Below are 24,187 nucleotides of genomic sequence, written 5' to 3'. Positions count from 1 at the left end.
AGCTTAATGTTGATTTAAATTACACAATAGTACAAGTTTTCATAATTTTGAAGCTGATGGTTTTCCAAATGTTGCATCTATAACTATTACTTTTAAATCAACTTTATTTTTTTCTCCTACTTCTCTAGAGATTTTTTCTATGTCAGATATTTTATTTAAATCTTTTTCGTTATAGCAAATCACTAAAAAGATACCTTTTTTTATGTCTTCAACTTTGAGGTATTTTATAAGCTGTTTTTCAAGTCCATTCCAAAACTTTGAATTTTTTGCTAGCTTTACTTCAATTAAAGCTCTATTTTCATAACCAGATGAAAATTTAAAATCTACAGGTCCTCTTCCTAAATTCACTTCCCTGTTTAAGTCAATATTGTTAGCTTTACAATAATGTTTTACTATTCCAGTAAAAATTAATTGAGAAGCTTCTTCACTTTTAGGTTTTCTACCATTATCGTCCCATAAAAGTTTATATCCAGAATTATCTTCTATAAAGTGTTCGTATTGTTCAATAACTTCTTGAGTAAACTTGTCAAAGTCACTTTCATTTTTAGGAATAATAAATTTATAAGCGTTTTCCCTGACGTAATTTAAAGTGTCAATTACCCATTTATAATATCCTTTTGGGTCTTTTGTTATGTCATAAGCTTTAGAGCCTTTTTCATCACGATAAGCTTCATATTCTGCAATCCACTCTCGATTTTGACGAGCAATTTGAATAATATCTGATTTCTTTACCTGACTTTTTATTTCAATGCCGTATTGGTCTCTCAATTCTTCATTCATATTCGACCAACAATAATCAAAAAATTCATCTGCACTTATCGTTGGTAGTTCTCTCAAAAATTTCTTTGGAACGAGTAAAACTCCTTTTTTCGTATATGGATTTAACGGTAAGTTGACTTCTTTATCTTTCCATCTTTTGAATTTCGAGTCAAACTCATACTGACTTACTTTAATTTTTACCGTAGATACCTTGTGTCTTTTACAAATTTCTTGTGTGTATGCTATGATTTCTTTTTTTAGCAATGTTGCTGTCATATCACTTATTCGGTCGCATCCAAATCCTTCATTAAATAAACCAATTTCTTCGAAATGATTTAAATTAGTTATACCAAGCCTAATTGATTCAAATAATGAATCAACTATCATTTTTGAGAATCCGCCACCAGAACCCGAACCACCAGTTCCTCGTGAAGCATAACCCAAACAAACTTCTTCAACTTCAGGAAATTTCATCATACTTAAAAGTTGACGATACCTTATGTCAGTATTATTTGGTTTTGAAACTGAAGCAATTTCAAATGCTAAATTGAAAAAATCAATTGTTTTTTGATGAGTATTATTAAAAGAAACGTGGTCAGTATCGAAAACTAAAAATGGGTCGATAAATAATTTTGTGTCGGTTGATAAAATTGGGTCAAACCAATCATCATTTTGTGTCCTTTCAATTTTAAATTCAGAAGAGAATATCATTAATAGTTCGTTTTTTGGTATAACTTATAAAAATTGGACATATCCGATTGTTAAATCCAAATTATATTACTAAAATAGTGAAAATTTCTTACTTTAATAATATAACCAAACCAGTTTATAACAATATCCTTTTTTCTTTATTTGTAAGTAATAGAATTTGATTAAAGCTATCCACTAAAGTGTATAGGTTATGACCACTATAATAACTATAAGAATAGCTATAATTAGTAAAACAAGATTATAAGATTTCTTTTGCGATTCAATTCGACTTGTCAATAGCAACTTTTCACTTTCAACTTGCTTTTTGAACCTCTCCATTTCCAAATCCTTGTTACTAACGAGCCTTAAACGTTCCTTATGGGAGCTAACTACCTTTTGCAAGAAAACACCAACTGCTGTAGGTGTAGAAAACGCCTTATCAGAAACACGTTGTAAGAGCGTTTTATCTTCATCGTGACCTAGACCAGTGACAAAAGGAATAGGTAGCTCTATGGCTCTCTTACACAGTTCAATTTCGTTAAAAACTTCTAATCCACTTCCACCACCTCTTATTATAACAAGCAAATCAGAATCAGCAAAATTATAACTGTTTAAAAATTCAAGAATAGCATCTTTTGAAGATAAGTTGCATTTATGATGGCGGATGTTATAATACTCTTTGTCATGTAATTGGTTTGAATAATCTTCATGTGACGTTGACTGTACTCCTGTTATAATATCTATAATCGGTTTTTGCTCTCTTTCTATCTTGTTTAAAAGTATGTCCTGAATGATTGGAAAGTCTCGGTCAAACCTTGCTCTTAAAATATCATATTCAACTTTAGAAACAATTTGTACCTTTTCTTCGTGCTTTAGAATTTTGGTAACTCTAAAGAACACTTTTAGGCGAGAATCGTTGTCAATAGATTGTGCTTTTTGGATAAAACCTTGAAATTGGTAATAGCTACCTGAATTAAGCTTTGTTTTTAAACTTTCTGTAAACTGAGCCGTGATTTTATGGCTCTTATCCTTATCTAAAATCTCATCGTAAAAATATCTGCCATATAATTTTCCATAGTTGTCAGAATAGAAGCCCTCTAAAACAACCATTTGACCATCTAAAGTAGATGATAAGCTGTTTGCATATAAAGATAAAAGTGTAGATACTAATATTGAGTTTGTTTTTTCTTGCATTGAAATAAAATATCCTAAACCGAAATCTTTACAAAAATAGTATTATATGTTTAAGTAAACTTTGATTGGGTAGATTTGTGGCTTTCAAATATTCTAAGATAAAAGTAAGTATAAGAAATACAAACCTATTGGAAGAGGTTAGAACCTAAATAATTCAGATATATCTACGTTTAGTGCTTTGGAAATACTTAGGAGTGTAGTTGTAGTTGGATTTGTTCGACCAGATTCTATCCTTCTAAGAGATCCGTCATCCATATCGAGCAAGTCAGAAAGCCTTTTTTGAGTAATATCTTTTTCATTCCGAATAGCAACAATTCTGCTTCCTAGTTTTTTTAGATATTCTTGTTCTTCTTTGGTTAAAGGCATTCGTGATATATTATAAATCACAAAGTATGTTAATGCTGGTACAAATTAGAGGGCGTATATGCCCTGTAATGAATTTTTGTTTTATATTTGATAGAGGACAATGTTTAATGTGTCTTCAAATTCAGTTATAAAATGTTTGAAAAATGGCGAGTATTAGTCGATTGATAGGAATATCTCCAAGTCATAAAGTACAATTGAAAGCTTATAATTTTCTTTATGAGGTTAAAGAAGAAGTTGGTTTTAAAGATTTAGATTTGAGTAAGTTGAAGAAGTTATCTTCTAAAATTGTTATTGAAAGACATATCTATACTACAAGTCCAGATAGGATAGTAATTCATAGGTTTGATGAAGTTGAAAACCCAAGTGGGCTTAGATTTTTTAAGCCTTTAGAAGTGCCAGATAAGGTTAATAAAGATAGAAAATCAACAATTGAGTTAAAGATTACTGCTCCCACAACAGTTAAAAATTCTAATATGGTTTACACATTAAGCCAAAATATAACAATTTATGAAGGTTCTGCATCTACTTTATACAAGCTTAAAGGGATAAAACTAATAATTAGCGATGTAGAAGCGTACTTGGTTTATCCTAATGGCATGGGGAGAATTTATATTAGTTAAAAAAGTTCTGGGTCATCCTTTATCTGACGATAATATCTTCTAACTGTGTTTTTACTTTTTCCTGAAGCTTTGATAAGCTTTTTTTCTGTGACTTTACCCAATTCTTCATAGTTCCAATTTTTAACACATTCTTTTAACTCTTCATAGGTTTTTTCTCTTCTTTTTTTGCCTAAAATGGGATTGATGATAGCCATCTTTTCCTTTCTTGAATACTTTTTTTTGGGGTTAAAAAGTATACGTCTTTCTTTGTTGTATAATGGTTTAGGGTCTTTTACGCTCATTATACTTCTTACAATTATTAGGAGTTCATCTTCTTCTAAAGGTGGCTTACAGTGATTAATATTAATACCATAAAGCAAGCGGCTTACATCTTCTGAATGTACAAAAGGATTAAACCCTCTAAATTGTAAACCTATTGCAAAGATTATAGTATTTCTTGCTCCATACTCGATTCTTTTAGGTATGTAAATTTCTCCTATGCTCTCCTTTTCTTCTGGAAAGTATATATAAGGTTCTTCGTTAAAGTTGTAGTCATTTATAGTATTGAACCTAATCAATGGTTTTATACCCAAATCGATACTATCACTTCTTTTCTTTTTTTGTAGTAGTGAATTGGGTATTTTTTTCTTTACATCTAAAGCTTTAAATGTAGTTGAATCTTCATTAATGTATAAATTACTATCATAACTCTGTACTGTGTATTGTGTGGCTTTCCTAGCGGCTTTATCTGCCTCAATTCCTAATTTTTCTGCTATAATAGTATAGTTATATTTGAAGTTATCTTTGGTAAGTCCATCTATTTGTACCAATATTCCTCTACCATTATTAGATAGAGACATCCAACTTGCAAATATTAGTTCATTAGTTAAGTCTATTTTAGTTTCGTTGTCTAGGTCTAAATAAATGAGTCCCGTCGACCCAATAATATTATCATTTATTTTATACTTATCAAACCCAAAGTTAAGTGTGTAGCAAGGTAAACTACACTTGATGGCTTCGTATTTCTCTTTGCATCCTTGATTAAATAAGTATCTTGCTTCTTCTATCCTTTCGAGAACTTTTTTATCTGTATTGGATATACTATATAAGTATGAGTAAAGATCAATTTCCTCAAGAACCTGTGGGGATTTTATATTATTAAATTTGTTAATATATACGATTTTGTTTCTCATTGTTGTTACTTTAAAACAAGACATAAACAGTGTATGGGAGCATATAGCATTGCCTACATCTTGTTTGTAATTAATATTGAAATTTGTGGCTATTTAGCCTTTTGAGCGATATAATTATTGTAATATCTATAGTAACACTAAAGTTTATGTGTCACGGAATAATTTAGTCGAGACCTTCATCTTTTTAGTCTGGAATACTGATAAATCACTCATAAAATAATAGACTCTACCGTTCAAACGTTGGGCAGGAAGATTTTGATTTTTATCTAATCTCCAAAGTGTGGTTTTAGAGATTTTAAGAAACTCCGCCGCCGCATTTCTACTTAGATATAAATCAGAATTAAGATTCTTTCTGTTTTTTTTAAAATATATTTTTCTGAATTTATATAGTCTTTCTTTGACCATTGAAGAGAACAATGAACGGATTTCTTTTATGTTCATCATCTCGATTTCTATTACTAATTTCATAATGTTTATGTTTATTTATGGCTTTCAAAGCCGATTAATGTTTTAACTAAAGATTTTATAACCAAAATCTATAAAAGGTACTAGAAACCAGTTTTTTTATGGGGGCTTTACCATAGGGAAGTCATATTTAACTTCTATCTGAGTAAATCTGTTGTGTTCAAATTCTTTTTTCATCGATATTGGATTAAAAAAAGACATAAGCAATGCTAGGCAATGTGAAAACACTACTTATTATCTAGGTTTATTAAAATTGAAAGTTGTGGCTATAAAGCCTTAGTGAAGATTACTTGAGACTTGTGGCTCATGTATGTATTTGTATGTTATGAAGTGTTCTGGTCGAGTAGGGCATAAATATCATCCCTTTTATAATAAATCCTTTTGCAGTTGTTAATTTTTAAACCTCTTAAAGTACCATTTTTATGGTATTTAGATAAAGTAACTAGACTTAATCCAAGAAGCTTACTTACCTCTTCTCTACTAAGTAAATTTTTATCTGGTTCAGGAGAGTTATTTTGATTTAACTTACCAATAAGCTTACTTATATGTGAAGCAACTGCATTGTTTATTATTTCGGTTAGTTCGTTTAAAGGAACTTGAACTATTTGTATCTTATTGGTGTCCATATTTACTTGTTTTACTGTTTGATGCAAATGTAAAAACATTTTTTAACATACTGAAATACAGTATTTTAAATAAAGTAATTTAAAAAGTGTTAAGATTTTTTTAACATTTAAAAAATTTTGTATAATGCTGAAAAACAGCCAGTAAAAGTTTTAAATAAAGTAAAATAAGAAATGTAGTATAATACATGTTAAAAACAGTCGCAAAATGACTGAAATTTTATGAAAATTTAACTAAATTAATTGAGTGGGACAGTTTAGTAATGAAATATAATTAAAGAGTTTTTGCTTGGATGCTCCCCAAACCCTGTTATTTTCACGCTATTTTATGCATAATATTATTTAAAAATGTGGATGTAAATTGAAATATACGCACGTATAGGGTATTTGTAGGTTTGTCGTTTTTTTGATTTTATAATTTTTCGAGTAAAAAAGAGTACTTTATGCAGGGATTTGCCTAAAATCAGTATTTACGCCATGATAACGATTTATTGAGCGTTAAACTTTTTTTGCTTACCATAGGTATAAACTTATGTTTAAGTTCAAGAAAAGTCAATAAATACAGTGGTTGTGCGGTGTATTTTTAAAAATAAGGCATAGGCAGTTTAAAAACACCCTCTATATGTTTTTTGTAGGTTTTAGATAAAAAATTATTTAAGGGATTTTCTTAGTACCCACTAGTGAAATTGGTGGGGGTGGGTAAGCCTTTTTTTTTACTATGCCCCTATGTTAATATTTTAGCTTTGTTAAATCTGAATTATAACTTGAAATATAAATGTATTTAAAAACTTAATTAAAATAGGGTTAAGTTAGGTTAAGGTAGTAAAAATGGGGTGTAATTGGGGGTAAAAAACAAGTCGAATCTCTTGTAAGTACTGTAAATAAAGGAAAGTATAAATAAAAAAGTGCGCACGAGAAGACTCGAACTTCCACATTCTAAGCGAATACCAGCCCCTCAAGCTGGCGCGTCTACCAATTCCGCCACGTGCGCATTTCTGAAGTGTATAAAAATAAAAAAAAGTTAAGCTATTGTTATTTTTTCTTGAGATTGGATAGGGTTTTATTATAACATAACTATACCAGAAATATCAAGTTTTGCTATCCCTACAAATACTTTAACGATTTGTGAACTTTATTTTATTTAAAGGAATTTTCAAATATACTTTCTACCAGCAAATATAACAATATGAGTTGTTGATTCAATGAAAATGATTAGAAAGCGATAATTATTTTTTAACTATCAAAAAAGCAGGTATTCTTCTATTAATCTCTGGTTGTTCAAAGTTAAATCTGTTACTAAAAATACAACCTATTTCTGGACCCCTTACTTTTATTTGTTTGTAAAAAAAGAAGATTAAATTTTATTAATAAATAATTTTAGTTATATTTGGTGCACCAGATTGGTTAACCAATATTTTAATTTTGATAAAACTTTGCAAAATCCTAATAAAATGAATACCAAAACTATTAAAGCATTATTTCAATCAATTTTAATGATTGGGTTTTTGTTGTCTGTAAACAGTTGTTTTGATACTGCTAAAAAATCTGACAATAAAGATGCAAAAACAACACTATTTCCAAGTGATGTTATACCATTTATGGATGAATGGAGTATTCTTTGTGGTGATGGTACAAGTTTTAAAAACTTAGTGAATGTTGATCATAAAGATTTTTTTTATGTTTCAAATGAAGGCAAAACCAATTGGGTAGTATATAAAACACCAAATTCCGGAATTACTTCTCGAACATCAAACAACACAAGAACAGAATTAGGACAAAAACAACATTGGATACCTGAAACAGGTGGGAAATTAACCGGCATTTTAAAAGTAATGCATGTTTCAACCTCTGGTGATGCACGGGTTGCTGCTTCTTATTCGGTGGTAGTTGGGCAAATTCATAGTGATGAAGGACATGAAAATGAGCCCTTAAAAATATTTTATAAAAAATTTCCGGGGCACAAAAAAGGTTCTGTTTTTTGGAACTATGAGATTAACACGGAAGGTGATAATTCAAAACGATGGGATTATTCCACAGCGGTTTGGGGAAATGATATGTCTGTAATTGGAGCAACTGCATCGTCATATCCACCAGAGCCAAAAGAAGGCATTGAATTAGGTGAAGAATTTAGTTATGAAGTAAATGTTTATGAAGGTATTATGTATCTCACGTTTAAAAGTGAAGGTCATGAGACAAAAAAGTTTACTAAAAATTTACTGAAATCTGAATTTGCAACATATTCAGATATCCCAAAACAAATATTGACATTATACGCAGCAATTGGTCGTGACGGTATAGAACGTGAAAATGGGTATGCTGGTGAAATACAATATTTTAAGCAAGGTGCCTATAATCAAACCAATGGAAAAATACCAGAAGAGAATATAGTTTGGAATACGGGCTCGGAAACCTATAACGGAGATATAGCAAAACAATATGCCAATGGATGTTATGCAGAGGTGTGGTTTAAACAGGCGACAGTAGGCGCTGGTACATCACCAAATTAAAGAATTATTTTTTTAAAAACAGTAAAGTTTATTTAAAATAGTATAAGAATTTGAACAAGGCTATCTTTATAATGGGAGTTTCGGGTTGCGGAAAGAGCACTATTGGTCAGTTAGTATCCCAACGTTTAAAAATTCCATTTTTTGATGGTGATGATTTTCACCCACAATCCAATGTGGCTAAAATGAGTAGTGGAGTACCACTCGATGATGAAGACCGTTATGGTTGGTTGGTGACGCTTAATAAATTGGCCAAAAAAGAATTACAAAAAAGCAGTTGTGTTATTGTTTGTTCTGCTTTAAAACAAACATATCGAGATATTTTGAGTTCTGATATTAAAAATCAAGTGAAATGGTTTCATTTAGTTGGAAGTTTTGAGCAAATTTTAGAACGAGTAAATAATAGATCAAATCATTTTATGCCTACAGATTTACTGCAATCGCAGTTTAATACTTTAGAGCAACCAGAAGATGCGTTTGAAGTGAATATTGGTTTAAAACCAGAAGAAATTGTTGAAATAATTACAGAGGAATTAAAAATGAAATCAGAATTTGGATTATTTGGATTAGGAGTTATGGGAAAGAGTTTAAGTAGAAACTTGGCTCAAAAAGGTTTTAACATTTCCATATTTAATAGAGAAGTAAAGGGGACTGAGGAAAACATAGCAATAAACTTCAAGAACAGTCATAAAGAGCTTCAAACGGCGCAAGCATTTTCAGATATAGAAGCATTTGTAAATTCTTTGCAAACACCAAGAAGAATTATGCTGATGGTAAACGCAGGTAAGATTACAGATATGGTTATCGAAGATTTAATCCCTTTTTTATCGGATGGAGATGTTTTGATTGACGGCGGTAATTCAAATTATTTAGACACCAAAACCCGCTACGATTATCTAAAGGAAAAAAACATTCATTTTATAGGTGTTGGTGTTTCTGGAGGTGAAGAAGGAGCACTTAAAGGGCCTTCTATTATGCCAGGAGGAAATAAAGAAATTTACAATCTGGTAAAACCTTACTTAGAAAAAATTGCCGCTAAAGATGCGAACAATGCACCTTGTTGTACCTATGTAGGAGAAGAAGGTAGCGGACACTTTGTAAAAATGGTACATAATGGCATTGAATATGTAGAAATGCAATTATTGGCTGAGGTATATACCATTTTTAAGATGATAGGATATACACCAGATAGAATTGCAGATATATTTGAATCATGGAAACTAAAAGCCAACAGTTATTTATTAGAAATTACTATAGACATTTTAAGAAAGAAAGATGGCGATGATTGGTTAGTTAATAAAATAGTAGATAAAGCGGGCAACAAAGGCACTGGAAATTGGGCAACCATTGCTACCGCACAATTAGGTGCTCCAAGTACCTTAATTGCTACCGCATTATTTGCTCGTTTTACTTCGTTTTATAAAGAAGAAAGAATTCAAGCAAGTAAAAATTTTAATAAAGAAGTTTTAGAATTAAAGTTAAATAATGACGATGTTTTAAACGCCTATCAATTTGCTAGAATTATCAATCATTATCAAGGGATTAAATTAATTTCTGAAGCTGGAAAAGCCTATAAATGGCAATTAAACTTGAGTGAAATAGCAAGAATTTGGACTAATGGATGCATTATTAGATCAAATTTTATGGTGCAACTTATTTCTGTTTTAAAAGAGGATGATAATATTTTAGCCCATAAAAAAATCATTAATCAAGTTAAATCACTGAAACCATCAATTAAAAAAGTAGTGGCAAACTGTATTTTAAATGAATTAGCAGTACCATGCCTAAGTGATTCTGTTAATTTTTTCAATGCCTATTTCACTGCAAATTCATCTGCCAACATCATACAAGCACAACGCGATTATTTTGGGGCACATACCTATCAAAGAACCGATGACGCTACTGGAAAATTTTACCACACCAACTGGTAACAAAAATTAACAAACTACAAAACCACCAACCAACTAAATAAAGGCTTAAACTATGTCAGAATCAAAACAGAAAATCTCGTTATTAAAAAAAATCATTGCATTAGTTTTAAGTTTTGGCCCTGGTATTTTTGCCATAGGCTATACTATTGGAACCGGAAGCGTAACCTCAATGATTGTTGCTGGAAGCAAATTTAATATGCAATTACTTTGGGTGCTTTTGTTAAGTTGTATATTCTCCGGAATCCTGATGTTTGCTTATGGAAATTTTGGATTAATTACAGGGGAAACTGCACTCTTCGCATTTAAAAAACATTTAAAATATGGTAAAGCTTTAGCCATATTAATAATTGTAGGTGTCACATTTGGACAATGGAATTCTTTAATGGGAATCTTAGGGATTTCAGCGAATATTATTTTTGAAATATTAGCTGTCAATTTTGATGGATTAAGTGCCTTTAAATATGAAACTGTATTAATTACTGCTATTATAATTATTGTTACTTTTTATCTATTAATGTTAGTTGGTAAGTATACTTTTTTCGAAAAGATATTAGTCATTTTTGTAACCCTAATGGGGTTCTCGTTTGTACTTTCACTATGTTTTGTGCAACCACTTCCATTAGATGTTGTAAAAGGATTAATACCTACAATTCCAGATGTTCCTGGGGGTAAAATGTTAGTTGCTGCATTTGTGGGTACCACTATGGCATCCGCTACATTTTTATCACGACCGTTATTTGTTAAAGGAAAAGGGTGGACTATTAAAAACTTAGATCAACAAAGAAAAGATTCCATTACAGCGGCAATTTTAATATTTATAATCAGTGGAACCATTATGGCTGTAGCAGCAGGGGCTTTGTATTATCAAGGCAAAGAAGTAACGCAAGTATTAGATATGGCAAATACATTAGAGCCTGTTGCTGGTAAATGGGCTGTTACTATTTTCTTTTTTGGAGCTTTAAGTGCTGGTTTGTCTTCAATTTTCCCATGTCTTTTAATTGCACCGTTATTACTTGCCGATTATCAGTCTGGTGAACTGGACACGTCTTCAAAACAGTTTAGAATTATTACTGCTATAGCTTGTGTGGTAGCTTTAATTGGGCCTGCATTTGGAGCAAATCCTATTGAGATTCAAATTCTATCACAAGTTTTTAATGTATTTGTATTACCACTAGTCGTTTTAGGCATCATTATAATGGTAAATTCTAAAAAAATAATGAAGGAGTACAAAACAGGCATTCCCGTAAATATTGGACTTTTTTGCGCATTATTTTTCTCATGTGCTATATCCTATAATGGCATTATAGCCTTAACAGAATACTTTTAACAACTTTATTTTTGGTTACCAATAAAATATTAGTATATTGGTAAACCAATTTGGTAAACCAATTTTTTATTATGAAAAAACGAGCATTATTATCAATAATATCAATTTTTTTAATTACAATATTTTCTTGTAAAGAGAATGAGTCTACAACCCCGTTAGTAAAAGACGTATCAGAATTTAACGAGGCTGTTAAAAATGCAAAACCAGGAGATGTCATCACATTAGCCAATGGTGTTTGGAAAGATGCAGAATTGGTTTTTGAAGGTAAAGGAACGCCAGAAAAACCAATTACTTTGTCTGTTGAAGAAAAAGGGAAGGTTACCTTAGAAGGTGCTTCGAATTTACAAATTGCAGGTGAATACTTAGTAATTGAAGGGCTCGTATTTAAAAACGGATATACACCTACAAACGCAGTGATTTCTTTTAGAAAAAGTAAAAATGAATTAGCTAACAATTGCCGATTAACCGAGTGCGTTATCGATAATTATAACAATCCAGAGCGTCAAGTTCAAGATTATTGGATAACCATCTACGGAAAAAATAATCGCATAGACCACAACCATATTGTTGGGAAAAAGAATTTAGGAGTCACCATGATTGTTGGTTTAGATACTAAAGAAAGTATTGAAAACAATCATAAAATAGATCATAATTATTTTGGACCACGTCCTACTTATGGAAATAACGGAGGTGAAACTTTAAGGATTGGAACCAGTCATAATGCACTGGAAAATTCCAAAACCTTGGTCGAGTCTAATTATTTTGATAGAACTAACGGCGAGCATGAAATTATTTCAAATAAATCATGTAAAAACACTTTTAAGTACAATACTTTTTTTGAGTGTACTGGTACTCTAACCATGCGTCATGGAAATGAAACTATGGTAGATGGTAATGTATTTATAGGTAATGGAAAACCAAGTACAGGAGGTGTTCGTGTTATTAATGAAACACAAACGGTTATTAATAATTACCATGTTGGCTTAACAGGTTATCGTTTTAGAGGCGCTTTTGTTATTATGAATGGCGTGCCAAATTCGCCACCTAATCGTTATGTTCCAGTAATAGATTCTAAAGTAAATAACAACACGTTTATCAATTGCGACCATATTCAATTGTGTGCTGGTAGTGATGCGGAAAGAAGTCAAGCACCAAGAACTTCAGAAATTTCAAATAATATTTTTTATCATGAATCAAAAAGTGATTTGTTTACAGTTTATGATGATATAAGTGGTGTTAAATTCGAAAACAACATTTTAGGAAACAACCAAGTGACTGATATTTCAGGAGGTTTTGAAAACGCAGATATTCAATTAATAAAAAATGATCAAGGGTTTTTAATTCCGAAGTCCGATAAAATTAAAAATGAAATTACCATTAGTCCAAATATTGCAACTAAAGAAAATACAGGGGTTTCATGGTATTCAAAATCATATAATCATATAGCGTTAAATTCAGGGAGTCTTGTAAAAGCAAAACCGGGTATAAATACTTTGTTTGATGCAGCCAAAAACTCAAAACCAGGTGATATTATAGAGTTAATATCTGGCGAAACTTATTTGTTGACTAAAGCAGTAAAAGTTAGTCATCCACTCACATTTAAAGCTTCAGGAAACGAAAAAGCAACCATTTTGTTTGAAAGAATGATGGCTTTTGAAATTCAAAATGGCGGAAGTTTATCTCTAGAAAACATAAAATTTGATGGTGCAAGTTCACCTGATTACGCAGGAAACTCAGTGATCAGCACTAGTAAAAACTCAATGATAGAGAATTATAAATTATTTATTGATAAATGTGATTTTGAAAATTTTATTGTAAATCATTCTTTTGATGTATTAAGAGTGGCTAAAGGAACATTTGCAGATACTATTAGCATTCAAAATTCAAAATTCAAAAACATTACAGGTCACATTGCCGCATTAGATACCGAAACTGATGATATTGGAGCATATAATGTAGAGTATTTTATAATGAAAAATAACAGTTTAAAAGACGTGCAAGGTGCTGCTTTAAGACTTTACAGAGGCGGAAAAGACGAAAGTACTTTCGGTCCATTTTTAGAAATGGATCATAATGTTTTTGATAATGTAGGCTTCGGAAGTAAAAATAAATATGAAGCAGCTATGTCTTTATACGGCGTTCAGGTAATTGACATTGAAAACAATATTTTCAATAAAACTAAAGGCTTAAAAATGCATTTAGTTGTGGGCGAGCCTGTAGTGAATATTTTGAATAATAATTTTTATGAGTCTGATAAGCTTAATGTAACTGGAGATGAAAAGTACAACGTGCAAAACCTTTGGAATTTGAATCCTGGTTTTAATGGAGAAACCTATAAGTTATTAGAAAATTCACCTTTAAAAGGGAAAGGAACCGATGCTTTAGACTTAGGTGTTTTAAAGTAAGAAAGTGATTCAAAAGATTAAAAATTAAACAATATGAAAATAAAAGATATAAAAGTTTTTGTTTGTTGTCCGGGTCGAAATTTCGTTACTGTTAAAATAATAACGGACGATGGTTTATACGGAATAGGGGATGCTACTTTAAACGGTCGAGAGTTGGCTGTTGTTGCTTACTTGGAAGAACACGTTATTCCATGTCTTATTGGTAGAGACGCACATCAAATAGAAGATATTTGGCAATATTTATATAAAGGTGCCTATTGGCAAAATGGTGCTGTTAGTATAGCGGCAATTGCAGCTATTGACGTGGCACTTTGGGACATTAAAGGTAAAGTTGCCAATTTGCCTGTTTACCAATTACTAGGAGGAAAAAGTAGAAGAGCAGTTACTGTGTATGCGCATGTGAATGGTGAAACGATTGAAGAAGTGCTTAAAGGTTTAGAAGTAGCTATTAAGGAAGGGTACAAGGTTGTTCGGTTACAATGCACCATTCCGGGTACAGAAGGTACTTACGGAACTTTAGGTGACAAAAAAAATTATTATGAATTACAGGGAAATAGACCATTACCACCAGAACATGGTTGGTCTACATTAAAATATTTAAACTTTATTCCAGAATTATTTAAAAGAGCAAGAGAAAAATTTGGTTATGATATTGAATTATGTCATGATGTGCATAGTAGATTAACACCAATTGAAACCGTACAATTAGGGAAAATGCTAGAGCCCTATCGTTTAAAGTTTTTGGAAGATGCCGTAACTTATGAAAATACGGATGGGTATAAAGTTATAAGAAACCAAACTTCTATACCATTAGCGCTTGGTGAAAAATTTAACACCATTTGGGACGCAAAGCCCTTAATTGAAAATCAAATTATTGATTTTGTAAGAACTGCCGTAACGCATGGCGGCGGACTAACACCATTAAAAAAATTAGCAGACTTTGCCTTACTATATCACGTGAGAATGGCACCTCATGGCGCTCCTGATTTGTCTCCCGTTTGTTTCATGGCACATATGCATTTAGATTTATGGGCACCAAATTTTGGAGTGCAGGAGTTTGTGGGTTTTGGAACTCCCGAATTAAATGAGATATTTAGCTATGATGCTAAACTAAAAGATGGCGAAATATATATTGAAGACAGTCCAGGATTAGGGGTTGATTTTAATGAAGAGGCTGCTAAAAAATATCCATATAAAAGATCTTATCTCCCAGTTACTAGATTGGAAGATGGTACTTTATGGAGTTGGTAAATGAAGCTTATTAAATGGTAGTATCTTCATTTAAGAGATTAATTTTTTCCTTTTTATAATTTAAGGGTTTTATAAAAAAAAAGCAGACTAAAGTTATCTGTCAAAATAGATTATAATATTTTTTTCGGAATAACTAATTTTTGTTAGTTGCAAAGCTGTTTTTTTGCGAATTAAAGGTATTTAGATAAAATGCACTAAATGAATTAAATAAATATTTTGCTATAACATTTTTTTAACATATATTTGGAAAACCAATTTGGTAAACCAGTTTGGCGTACCAAAATAAAATGTATAAAAACAATTTTGTAACACTAAATAAAACTAATAAAACTAATTCATATATGAAGATAAAACCAACTTAAAAAAAAAGGATAGATGTGCACCTATCCTTTAAGTGAATTACTTCTTGTGAGATTGAAGTAAAAAATTTGACATGTTATACTATACATAATCATGCTTTCTGCAAAAATACTAAAAACAAGTTTATAAAAGAAAGGTTATGATTTTGTAATGTAATGGATGAGATTTTCTTCTCTAAAACAATGTAAATTATAGCATTGGATATTTAAATAATTAACAAAACAAATTCACAAATGAATTTAAAAACTAAACTAATTTTATTGCTAGTACTGATATTGAATATATCATTATTTGCGCAAGGTGGATATCAATTATCCGGAACAGTAGTAGATGGGGCAAACATGCCTATTCCAGGTGTCAATGTCATTATAGCCAATACCACAAAAGGTGCTGCAACAGACTTTGATGGAAAATTTCAAATTGAAGTTAAAAAAGGAGATGTCCTTAATTTTTCGTATTTAGGTTATATTAAACAATCTATTACGATAACAAATCAAACAACGCTTAACGTTGTTATGGTAGAAGACGCTAGTAAACTTGATGAGGTAGTAGTAGTAGGATATGGTACTAGAAAAAAATCACATCTTACAGGAGCTATTGCTAAAATAGGTGGTGAAGATGTTGCTGCAGTACAGGCAGCTCGTGTGGATGATGCACTTGCAGGAAAATTGCCAGGTGTTAGAATTCAAAATCAAAGTGGTGAGCCAGGTTCAGATCCAAAAATTCAAATTAGAGCAGCGTCATCTATATCGGGTGATTCAGGGCCACTAATCGTTGTTGATGGTTATCCTATTTCAGGAAATTTAGCAACTGTTAACCCAAATGATATTGAAAGTTTAGAGGTGTTAAAAGATGCCGCTTCTTCTGCTATTTATGGTTCTAGAGGAGCAAATGGGGTTATTTTGGTAACCACTAAAAAAGGAAAATCAGGTAAACTTAATTTTAGTTACAATGCCTACACAAGTACTTCAAGTAAGTATGTAAAAGACATTGAAATGCTTAAGACCGCTGGAGAATGGGCTGCTGATTTACAAACAGATGCTTACGATCTTTCTTTAACGGATCCACGTTTATTACAATACAGACTAGAAGCATACACAAATGCACCCGATGTTGTGAGTGTAGAAGATTGGCTATTTAAAAACGGTAATTCAACTAGCCATGACTTCAGTGTGAGTGGAGGATCTGATAATATTAAAGCTTTTGCTTCTCTTGGTTATTTAAACACTGAAGGTATTGTAATGGGTCAAGGTTTCGAAAAAGTTACTGGACGTATGAATATTGATGCTAATTTGAACGACAAGTTGAAGGCAGGTATGAGTTTAAGTGGTTTCTACGGTCATCAGGATATTGTGCCTTGGGAAATGAGGGATTTATTGAGAGCATATAGCATCAGCCCTATTTACCATACACAAGCATCAATTGATTTCGTTCAACAACTAGATCAAAAGAGAGCGGCATTATTCGCTTCAGGTTATACTGCAAATAATTTTGGTAGAACATTTGACCAAGACTATAGAGGTATCGGTCTTGATCCTACAAGTATCTATAATTTGCAGCCTGGTGATATAGTTCACGATTGGCAATATGGTAGAAACCAAAATGGTATTGGAGGTACAGGAGATGCAGGTGTAGCGGCGAAGTTTGATAATTCTCGTAGGTGGGCAAAAAATTATTTTGCTAATATGAGTTCTTATTTACAATTCAGCATTATAGATGGTTTAGATTTAAAAACTGTTTTTGGAGCAGATTTAAATAATAATCAAACTTACTTTTATGAAGGTCAATTATCTGATGGTCAACAACGTTCTAATCAAACTGATTTAGATATTGTTGATGTAAAAAAATCAACTGTGTTAAGTGAGACGACTTTAAGCTACGCAAAAGTGTTTGCAGATAAACATGATGTGGCTGCTGTTGTAGGTATCGAATTTCAAAACACCTATTTCAAAGGAATGTCATCACAAGGAACGAATGTACCTTTTGGATTGCCAATAAATTATTCATTTTTCAATGCTGCTGATGTGGTGTCTCAAGAAATAGATGAAACTAGATCAAGACGAAGTATTTTTGGTAGAGTTAACTATGCTTATGACGATAAATATTTACTATCAGTATCATTAAGAAGAGATGGTGACTCTCGTTTTGGGGCTAATAAAAAATTCGCAACATTCCCTGCTGTTTCGGTAGGATGGAATATGCATAAAGAATCTTTTTTAGATGGTAATGACGTGATAAGCTTATTAAAGCCTAGATTTAGTACTGGGTCGTTAGGGACAGAATCTTTCTTAGGGTCTTACGAATCATTAAGTATTTTAAGTACGGCTCCAACTGCTTTTGGAACAGGATTTTTAATTCCACAAAATGTTGCAAATCCTGATTTAACTTGGCAAACCAATAAAGAAACCAATTATGGTGTTGATACAGGATTTTTAAATAACCGTTTCAGGTTTAGTTTAGATTATTATACGTCTGATATTAACAATATGTTGATTAACCAAAGTGTTTCAGAAGTTTTAGGTACACCTTCTATTGTACTTAATCGTGGGGATGTACAAAGTTCTGGTTTAGAGTTAGAATTAAATGCTAATATATTACAAAAGGATAATTTTTCTTGGAGTATAAATGCTAACTTATCTACGGTTAATACCGAAATTACCAGTCTAGGTGCCCTTGACGAACTACCTCGACAAGTTTACGGTGGACCAGCTGGTAGAGGTCCTGAGTTTAGAAATTACGTGGGAGGAGAAGTTGGTGAAATGTGGGGATATGCCGTAACAGGTGAGGTGGAATCAATCTATATTGCCGATCCATCAAGAAATATTGGATTTGGTAGTTCAGAATGGTATGTTGTAGACCAAAACAACGATGGTCAAATTACCTATGAGGATGATTATGTTAAGTTAGGATCGGCTACTCCAGATTTTTACTGGGGACTTTCAAGTAACATGAATTACAAAAATTTTGATTTTTCATTCCAATTCCAAGGATCTCAAGGAGCAGAAATTTACAATATCGACCCAATTTACTGGAAATCACAATTTGGAGGCAGATTACGTCCTGATTTTGATGCTAACAATGATAGAATTGCCGATGTTAGTGGGAAGCATTTTGTGGAGACCAGAAACGCACATGGTTCAGGAATTCAAGATGCTTCTTTTACCGCATTAAGAAACGTAACTTTAGGTTATACCGTTAATCCTGACTTCTTGACTAAAGTTGGTATAGGCTCAATGAGATTATATGTGGCAGCTACCAATTTGTTATATATAATGGGCAATAATTACACTTCATTTAACCCTGAAGGGATAGAGACTGAAAATACAGGTTACGCAGGTCCAACAACCTACGGATACCAGGAAGGTGCGAGCCCGCTTGTAAGAAGTTTTACGTTCGGTGTAAATGTTAATTTTTAATTAAGAAATAATGAAAAAAATGAAATATATATATATCGTATTAGTGTCAATGCTGTTGATAACAGCATGTGATAATGAATTGGATCAAACGCCACCTAAAGAGCTTGAATCAAGTGCTTTAAGTAATTTCACTCCTGTTTTGTATGCAGCATATCACTATCAAACGGGTGCTGCAACGCCATTAGTATTAATGGGCGATTTTAGAGCCGACAATATGTTGATGAGAGAAGAACCATTTCCTGCATTTGACAGATACAATAAGGATTTAGCAGGTGGAGATTTGGTAGAACAATTTTTCCGTCCATTCTATCTTAATTTATATAAGTCTATCTTAAGTGCGAATAACGTTATTGATAATTCAGAGAAGCCTACAGAAGTAGCTGAAGCTAAATTTTTAAGAGCTTTATCTTATTTTAAATTGGTAATGGCTTTTGGAGATGTTCCTGTGAATTTGTCTCCTTCGCCTAGCACGTCAGATTTGTCTATTTTAGTTAGAAAACCGGCTGCCGACATTTACGATAATATTATCATTCCAGATTTTCAAGCTGCCATAGCAGGTTTGAATAATTCTCTAAGAGCAAGTGGACGCGCAACTCAAATTGCCGCGCGTGGATTTCTAGGAAAAGTGTATATGCACAGAGGTAATTATGCTGCTGCAGCAACTGAACTATCAGCTGTTGTAAGTGGAGCTGCAGGAGCTGGGGTTATTTTTGAACCTAGCTTTGCTAACGTAGTAACAGATGCAAGTAGAGAAATCCTTTTTGCAACTAAATTCTCAACTTCTGTTTCAGATGTATATGGATTTACTGAATTTGAGGCATGGTTTAGAGGAGCTGACACAAAATCTCCTACACCATTAGATCCACGCTTAACTGCTGCTTTTGATGCCAGTAGTGCTGCTGGTGGAGGTACAGATTTAAGAAAAGCACTTACTGTTGATGTAGCAAATAGTAGAGGTTCTAAATATACTGGAGCTCTTAATCAAGACTTTATAGAGTTGAGATTAACAGATGTTATTCTAATGTATGCAGAAGCCTTAAATGAAACAACAAATGCAAATGGAGCACAATCTGCAACTATTTTGGCAGGATTAAACCCGATTAGAACGAGAGCTGGATTGAACAGTTTAGTTGGTACTGCATTAACACAAGCTACTGTTAAAACGGCTATTGCTAAGGAGAGAAGAGTGGAGTTGGCATTGGAAGGACATAGATGGTTTGATTTGGTGAGAACTGGTACTGTCGATTCTGAAATGGGAGCAAGCATTAATAGTAATTATTATGTGTTTCCTATTCCAAATTCAGAAGTTACCGCAACCAATGGAGTTATTACTCAAAATCCGGGTTATTAAATAAAAGTATAATTTATAAGTTTGAGTTTGTTTAGTTTTTTATAGGTTGACCGGCCTGAATGAATTAGGTCGGTTAACCCTTTAAAATTCTAATATTTAATAAGGAGGTTTGTTCTTGGAAATGAAATAAATTTAATAAATTAGCTGAACCAATCTGGTGCACCAATTTAAATTATTTATATGAACTTAGATGTCCTTTCAAAAAATGAAAATCAGGAAATTAATAATCGAGTTAAAAAATTAATTTCTCAGATAAGTAGTTTAATCAGTCAGAAACATTTGGAACCAGGGGATAAATTACCTGCTGAACGAATATTAGCTGAAAAGTTTGGTGTAAGTAGAAGAAGTATTCGAACGGCTATTCTGAAATTAGAATCTTATGGTATATTAATATCAATGCCTCAAAGCGGAACATTTGTAGCAAACATTGGTTCAGTTGCCATGAATGGAATGGTTAAGGATATCATAAGTCTTGGTTTGCCTGATTTTAAATCGTTAGTAGAAACTAGAATTTTACTAGAATTAAAAGCTGTTAGATTAGCAGCTAGAAGACGTACGGGAGAAGATTTAGAACGGATAAAAGAAGCATTAGACGCTCATAAAACCAAATTATTATCTGGAGAAGATGCTGTACAGGAAGATTTATTATTTCATTTAGCAATAGCAAAAGCGAGTGGTAATGTAACGATGAATCAAATAATGATAGGCATCACACCTCAAATAATTGTAGATTTTAAAAAGTACCACATTGCTTATAATAATTTAGATGAATTGCGAATAAAAGAGCATACCGAAATTTATGAAGCAATCAAAAGTCAAAATCCAAAATTAGCAAAAAAAAGGATGAAGCTGCATTTTAAGTTATTGTACGAATATTGTGGTGTAAGCTAGTATTAAATTGGTGATTAATAATAACACCGATTTGAATTTTGTCAATCTTTATAGTCGTGGTTTATATATCTCGATTAAATGATAGGAATGAAAAAGGATGAACGGGTAATTTTTAAATCTAAAGATTATTAATACAATTTATATAGAAAAAATATGAAGTTTCTATAATGAGTAATTAATACTCAGTATAATGATTAAGTGGAAGCTGTATTTGGCCATAGAAATACAATAGAAAAAACATGAATAACAATAATAAATTAAGCGGAAAAAATGTGATTGTAACCGCTGGCGCTCAAGGAATTGGAGAATCAATAACCAAACACTTTATTGATAGTGGAGCCAATGTTGCTATCCACTATTTTTCAAGTGATGAAACCGCGAAACAATTGAAGGAATATGCTAAAAGCAAAGGGCAAAAGGCTGTTGCTATAAGTGGTGATTTAACAAAAGAAGCCGATGCAAGTGCATTGGTTGAAAAGACAGTACAAGCTTTTGGTGGTCTGGATATCCTAATCAACAACGCAGGTTCACTTGTTGCTCGAAAAATGCTGAGCGAAATGGAGGCTGAGTTCTGGCACAAGGTTATGGACATCAATCTTACATCCATGATGTTTGTCACTAGAGCAGCAGCACCTTATTTAGCAAAAAATGACAACAGCAGTATTGTAAATTTGGCATCGCTCGCTGGGCGTAAAGGAGGACACCCAGGATCACTAGTTTACTCTACAAGCAAAGGTGCCATCTTAACATTTACACGAGCACTCTCTTCAGAATTAGGACCGCAAGGAACAAGGGTTAACGCTGTTGCTCCAGGCCTTATCCTTGGTACTTCATTTCATAACACACATACAACAAAAGAATCTGCAGCTGAAACAATTGCTGGTATTCCAATCCAACGAGCAGGTAACGCAGATGATGTAGCCCGAGCGGTTTTATATCTGGCGTCAGAATACGATGGCTTTATCTCTGGTGCTACACTCGATATCAATGGGGGCGTTTATAATATGTAGTTCGTTGTAAAATTGCATGTGGTTAAACTCTAAACCATGTGCTATTAATCGTTTAAAATAGATATATAAAATACTAGGTGCTATTTAGCACTTAGTTTTTTGTGTGTCCTAAAGATAAATTTATGTTAAAGACTCCGGTAATACATCCAACAATTATGGAAGTGCTTGCGCGTTCAGGGCATTTTGCCCAAGTGGTCATTGCAGACGGAAATTTACCAGTCGGTGCTATGACAGGCCCTAACTCAACGACTGTACACCTCAATTTTCGTCCAGGATTATTAGATGCCATCACAGTACTTGTAGGCATACTGGAAGTATGCCCTGTTCAAGGGGCAATCGTCATGGAAAAGCCTGTTGAAGCAAACGCAGAAATACATACTGCTTATAAAAAAATACTTGGTGATGTAACATGGGACGAGATGGAACGCTGGGCTTTCTATGATAAAATCAGGGAACCTGCTACCACATTAATTATTCAAACAGGAGAACAGCGACGCTTTGCTAATTTAATTTTAACTGTCGGTGTAGTTAAAATGGCAGAAGAATGTGGTTTTTAGAAAATCAAATTCATTTTATGAATGGTGAAGTATAGGTTTAGAATTATTAATTTTTGAATTAAATCTAATTCATATAAGCATTACGTTCTTCAGAAAGCATATTACCAATTATATCCGAAAATGATTGAAATTAATTATAACAATTTAAAAAATGAATAATAAATTAAAAGTACTTATTTCTGGTACTGGATTTGCTGGTCAAGGTCATGCAGTTGCATTTCGTGCTGCTGGTGCTGAGGTAGTTGGTATTGTTGGTAGAACGCCAAGTGTGGTAAGTAAGGTGGCAAAAAAAATGAATATTCCCTATTCTGGCACAGATTGGCAACAAGCATTAAAGGATTGCCAACCAGATATTGTTTCTATTGCAACTCCTGGTGGCGCTCATTATGAACCAATAAAACAGGCCATTGAGTTTGGATGCCATGTATTTAGCGATAAGCCATTGACGGATACTGGAGCGTCTTCATTAGAGTTGTACAAACTATCACAAAATAAAAAAGTAAAAACAGCCTATGCTTCCAGTTTTCGATATATGCCACACATTCAGCATGCTAAACAACTTGTAGCAAATGGTGCGATTGGTGAACCTGTAGAAGTGGAGTGTATTTCGCATTTTAATTTGGAGCGGGATATTCCATTCGGTTGGTCACACCGAAAAGAAGATGGAGGTGGTCGTCTTAACAACAACTTTACACACATGATATCTATTGTAACGTCTGTGATTGGTGAAAAAATCCTTTCAATAATTGGAGAGGTGCGGGACGATTTAGGGAAAGCGCCTATTGTTGAAGGCGTGCATAATTTCAAAACCAGAAGAGACTTTATTCCAAAAGATTTAAACGATCCGTCGCTTATATGGGGAGAAAGTAATGTGGAGTGGTCATACACTGTGTTGGCTCAGTTGGAAAGTGAATTTGCTAGCAAACCAGTTTCTGTACTGTTTAAACATGGAGGGCTGAATCCCAAATTTCAAGAAAACCATATTGTTTTTTATGGCACAAAGGGAGCTATTTTCATTGAAGGGCACTATGGCATGGGGCCACTTTATTTGTATGGTGAAAGTAAAACTTGGGAAGAACTGCCAATACCTCAAGACATAGCCGACAATCAACCAAAAATTGCTGGTGATACAGAGCGAAATTGGCATTATTTGGTTAGGGAGTTTGTGAAAGATATTAATGGAGAAATAGTTGAACATTACCAATCCTTTAAAGAAGGCAGTCTGTACCAGCAACTTGTTGATTTAATTAGGAAGAATAATAACTGGACAGATGTTCGTCATCTTCAATAAAAAG

The 24,187-nt window shown here is 32.7% G+C and carries 18 protein-coding genes and 1 tRNA gene; 12 read left to right on the top strand and 7 right to left on the bottom strand.

Annotated features, from left to right (window positions below; genetic code table 11):
* Positions 1–39: 39 nt before the first annotated feature.
* The 3 genes from VP395_RS13825 to VP395_RS13815 all read right to left on the bottom strand — a co-directional run bounded on the left by VP395_RS13825 (position 40) and on the right by VP395_RS13815 (position 3,009).
* Positions 40–1,470 (bottom strand): hypothetical protein, encoded by a 1,431-nt coding sequence (locus VP395_RS13825; RefSeq protein WP_346242609.1) that lies wholly within the window; start codon positions 1,468–1,470, stop codon positions 40–42.
* A gap of 174 nt (positions 1,471–1,644) precedes the next feature.
* On the bottom strand, positions 1,645–2,643 hold the full coding sequence (locus tag VP395_RS13820; RefSeq protein ID WP_346242607.1) for an exodeoxyribonuclease VII large subunit: 999 nt from the start codon (positions 2,641–2,643) through the stop codon (positions 1,645–1,647).
* Positions 2,644–2,781: 138 nt separating this feature from the next.
* Complete coding sequence (locus VP395_RS13815) at positions 2,782–3,009, bottom strand: helix-turn-helix domain-containing protein (RefSeq protein WP_346242606.1); 228 nt, start codon at positions 3,007–3,009, stop codon at positions 2,782–2,784.
* A gap of 143 nt (positions 3,010–3,152) precedes the next feature.
* On the opposite strand from VP395_RS13815, the gene VP395_RS13810 reads away from it, so the two are divergent.
* Positions 3,153–3,629: a hypothetical protein gene (locus VP395_RS13810; protein ID WP_346242605.1), complete on the top strand. Its 477-nt coding sequence runs from the start codon at positions 3,153–3,155 to the stop codon at positions 3,627–3,629.
* On the opposite strand, the gene VP395_RS13805 is transcribed toward VP395_RS13810, so the two are convergent.
* From VP395_RS13805 to VP395_RS13790, 4 genes are all read right to left on the bottom strand, one after another.
* The gene (locus tag VP395_RS13805; RefSeq protein WP_346242604.1) at positions 3,626–4,801 is read right to left on the bottom strand and encodes a hypothetical protein; all 1,176 of its coding nucleotides are present in this window, start codon (positions 4,799–4,801) and stop codon (positions 3,626–3,628) included. The two genes, VP395_RS13810 and VP395_RS13805, sit on opposite strands and share 4 nt — an antisense overlap.
* Positions 4,802–4,945: 144 nt before the next feature.
* Positions 4,946–5,269, bottom strand: coding sequence for a helix-turn-helix domain-containing protein (locus VP395_RS13800; protein WP_346242603.1), 324 nt, complete (start codon positions 5,267–5,269; stop codon positions 4,946–4,948).
* A gap of 320 nt (positions 5,270–5,589) precedes the next feature.
* Entirely contained in the window at positions 5,590–5,931 is a 342-nt protein-coding gene (locus VP395_RS13795) for a helix-turn-helix domain-containing protein (RefSeq protein WP_346242602.1), read from the bottom strand.
* 864 nt (positions 5,932–6,795) lie between these two features.
* A tRNA-Leu gene (locus VP395_RS13790) sits at positions 6,796–6,880 on the bottom strand.
* 460 nt (positions 6,881–7,340) lie between these two features.
* Between VP395_RS13790 and VP395_RS13785 the strand changes: the two genes are divergently transcribed.
* The 11 genes from VP395_RS13785 (at position 7,341) to VP395_RS13735 (ending at position 24,183) form a co-directional block, all read left to right on the top strand.
* Positions 7,341–8,396 carry a polysaccharide lyase family 7 protein gene (locus tag VP395_RS13785; RefSeq protein ID WP_346242601.1) on the top strand — a complete coding sequence of 352 codons (1,056 nt, stop codon included), beginning with the start codon at positions 7,341–7,343 and terminating at the stop codon, positions 8,394–8,396.
* Between the two features lie 50 nt (positions 8,397–8,446).
* A complete protein-coding gene (gndA, locus tag VP395_RS13780) occupies positions 8,447–10,324 on the top strand; it encodes an NADP-dependent phosphogluconate dehydrogenase (protein WP_346242600.1) in 1,878 nt (625 codons plus the stop codon).
* A gap of 52 nt (positions 10,325–10,376) precedes the next feature.
* A complete protein-coding gene (locus tag VP395_RS13775; protein ID WP_346242599.1) occupies positions 10,377–11,651 on the top strand; it encodes an Nramp family divalent metal transporter in 1,275 nt (424 codons plus the stop codon).
* Positions 11,652–11,722: 71 nt separating this feature from the next.
* On the top strand, positions 11,723–14,056 hold the full coding sequence (locus tag VP395_RS13770) for a chondroitinase-B domain-containing protein (protein WP_346242598.1): 2,334 nt from the start codon (positions 11,723–11,725) through the stop codon (positions 14,054–14,056).
* Positions 14,057–14,089: 33 nt separating this feature from the next.
* On the top strand, positions 14,090–15,307 hold the full coding sequence (gene manD / locus VP395_RS13765; protein WP_346242597.1) for a D-mannonate dehydratase ManD: 1,218 nt from the start codon (positions 14,090–14,092) through the stop codon (positions 15,305–15,307).
* Between the two features lie 593 nt (positions 15,308–15,900).
* Positions 15,901–19,083, top strand: a complete 3,183-nt coding sequence (locus VP395_RS13760; RefSeq protein ID WP_346242596.1) for a SusC/RagA family TonB-linked outer membrane protein — start codon at positions 15,901–15,903, stop codon at positions 19,081–19,083.
* 19 nt (positions 19,084–19,102) lie between these two features.
* Positions 19,103–20,434, top strand: a complete 1,332-nt coding sequence (locus VP395_RS13755) for a RagB/SusD family nutrient uptake outer membrane protein (protein ID WP_346242595.1) — start codon at positions 19,103–19,105, stop codon at positions 20,432–20,434.
* A gap of 180 nt (positions 20,435–20,614) precedes the next feature.
* Complete coding sequence (locus VP395_RS13750; protein WP_346242594.1) at positions 20,615–21,325, top strand: FadR/GntR family transcriptional regulator; 711 nt, start codon at positions 20,615–20,617, stop codon at positions 21,323–21,325.
* Positions 21,326–21,564: 239 nt separating this feature from the next.
* Positions 21,565–22,335, top strand: a complete 771-nt coding sequence (locus tag VP395_RS13745) for an SDR family NAD(P)-dependent oxidoreductase (RefSeq protein WP_346242593.1) — start codon at positions 21,565–21,567, stop codon at positions 22,333–22,335.
* A gap of 122 nt (positions 22,336–22,457) precedes the next feature.
* Positions 22,458–22,892: an RbsD/FucU domain-containing protein gene (locus VP395_RS13740; RefSeq protein WP_346242592.1), complete on the top strand. Its 435-nt coding sequence runs from the start codon at positions 22,458–22,460 to the stop codon at positions 22,890–22,892.
* 151 nt (positions 22,893–23,043) lie between these two features.
* Positions 23,044–24,183: a Gfo/Idh/MocA family protein gene (locus tag VP395_RS13735; protein WP_346242591.1), complete on the top strand. Its 1,140-nt coding sequence runs from the start codon at positions 23,044–23,046 to the stop codon at positions 24,181–24,183.
* Positions 24,184–24,187 lie beyond the last annotated feature (4 nt).

The organism is Mariniflexile soesokkakense (assembly GCF_039650365.1).
Classification (GTDB): Bacteria; Bacteroidota; Bacteroidia; order Flavobacteriales; family Flavobacteriaceae; genus Mariniflexile; species Mariniflexile soesokkakense.
Note: the sequence above shows the minus strand (reverse complement) of the source record. Positions and strands in the feature narration are given on the sequence as shown.

What these genes read in the sequence shown, in the direction of transcription:
- VP395_RS13825 (WP_346242609.1), bottom strand. Translation starts at nt 1,470, where the DNA reads ATGATATTCTCTTCTGAATTTAAAATTGAAAGGACACAAAATGATGAT.
- VP395_RS13820 (WP_346242607.1), bottom strand. Translation starts at nt 2,643, where the DNA reads ATGCAAGAAAAAACAAACTCAATATTAGTATCTACACTTTTATCTTTA.
- VP395_RS13815 (WP_346242606.1), bottom strand. Translation starts at nt 3,009, where the DNA reads ATGCCTTTAACCAAAGAAGAACAAGAATATCTAAAAAAACTAGGAAGC.
- VP395_RS13810 (WP_346242605.1), top strand. Translation starts at nt 3,153, where the DNA reads ATGGCGAGTATTAGTCGATTGATAGGAATATCTCCAAGTCATAAAGTA.
- VP395_RS13805 (WP_346242604.1), bottom strand. Translation starts at nt 4,801, where the DNA reads ATGAGAAACAAAATCGTATATATTAACAAATTTAATAATATAAAATCC.
- VP395_RS13800 (WP_346242603.1), bottom strand. Translation starts at nt 5,269, where the DNA reads ATGAAATTAGTAATAGAAATCGAGATGATGAACATAAAAGAAATCCGT.
- VP395_RS13795 (WP_346242602.1), bottom strand. Translation starts at nt 5,931, where the DNA reads ATGTTTTTACATTTGCATCAAACAGTAAAACAAGTAAATATGGACACC.
- VP395_RS13785 (WP_346242601.1), top strand. Translation starts at nt 7,341, where the DNA reads ATGAATACCAAAACTATTAAAGCATTATTTCAATCAATTTTAATGATT.
- VP395_RS13775 (WP_346242599.1), top strand. Translation starts at nt 10,377, where the DNA reads ATGTCAGAATCAAAACAGAAAATCTCGTTATTAAAAAAAATCATTGCA.
- VP395_RS13770 (WP_346242598.1), top strand. Translation starts at nt 11,723, where the DNA reads ATGAAAAAACGAGCATTATTATCAATAATATCAATTTTTTTAATTACA.
- manD (WP_346242597.1), top strand. Translation starts at nt 14,090, where the DNA reads ATGAAAATAAAAGATATAAAAGTTTTTGTTTGTTGTCCGGGTCGAAAT.
- VP395_RS13760 (WP_346242596.1), top strand. Translation starts at nt 15,901, where the DNA reads ATGAATTTAAAAACTAAACTAATTTTATTGCTAGTACTGATATTGAAT.
- VP395_RS13755 (WP_346242595.1), top strand. Translation starts at nt 19,103, where the DNA reads ATGAAATATATATATATCGTATTAGTGTCAATGCTGTTGATAACAGCA.
- VP395_RS13750 (WP_346242594.1), top strand. Translation starts at nt 20,615, where the DNA reads ATGAACTTAGATGTCCTTTCAAAAAATGAAAATCAGGAAATTAATAAT.
- VP395_RS13745 (WP_346242593.1), top strand. Translation starts at nt 21,565, where the DNA reads ATGAATAACAATAATAAATTAAGCGGAAAAAATGTGATTGTAACCGCT.
- VP395_RS13740 (WP_346242592.1), top strand. Translation starts at nt 22,458, where the DNA reads ATGTTAAAGACTCCGGTAATACATCCAACAATTATGGAAGTGCTTGCG.
- VP395_RS13735 (WP_346242591.1), top strand. Translation starts at nt 23,044, where the DNA reads ATGAATAATAAATTAAAAGTACTTATTTCTGGTACTGGATTTGCTGGT.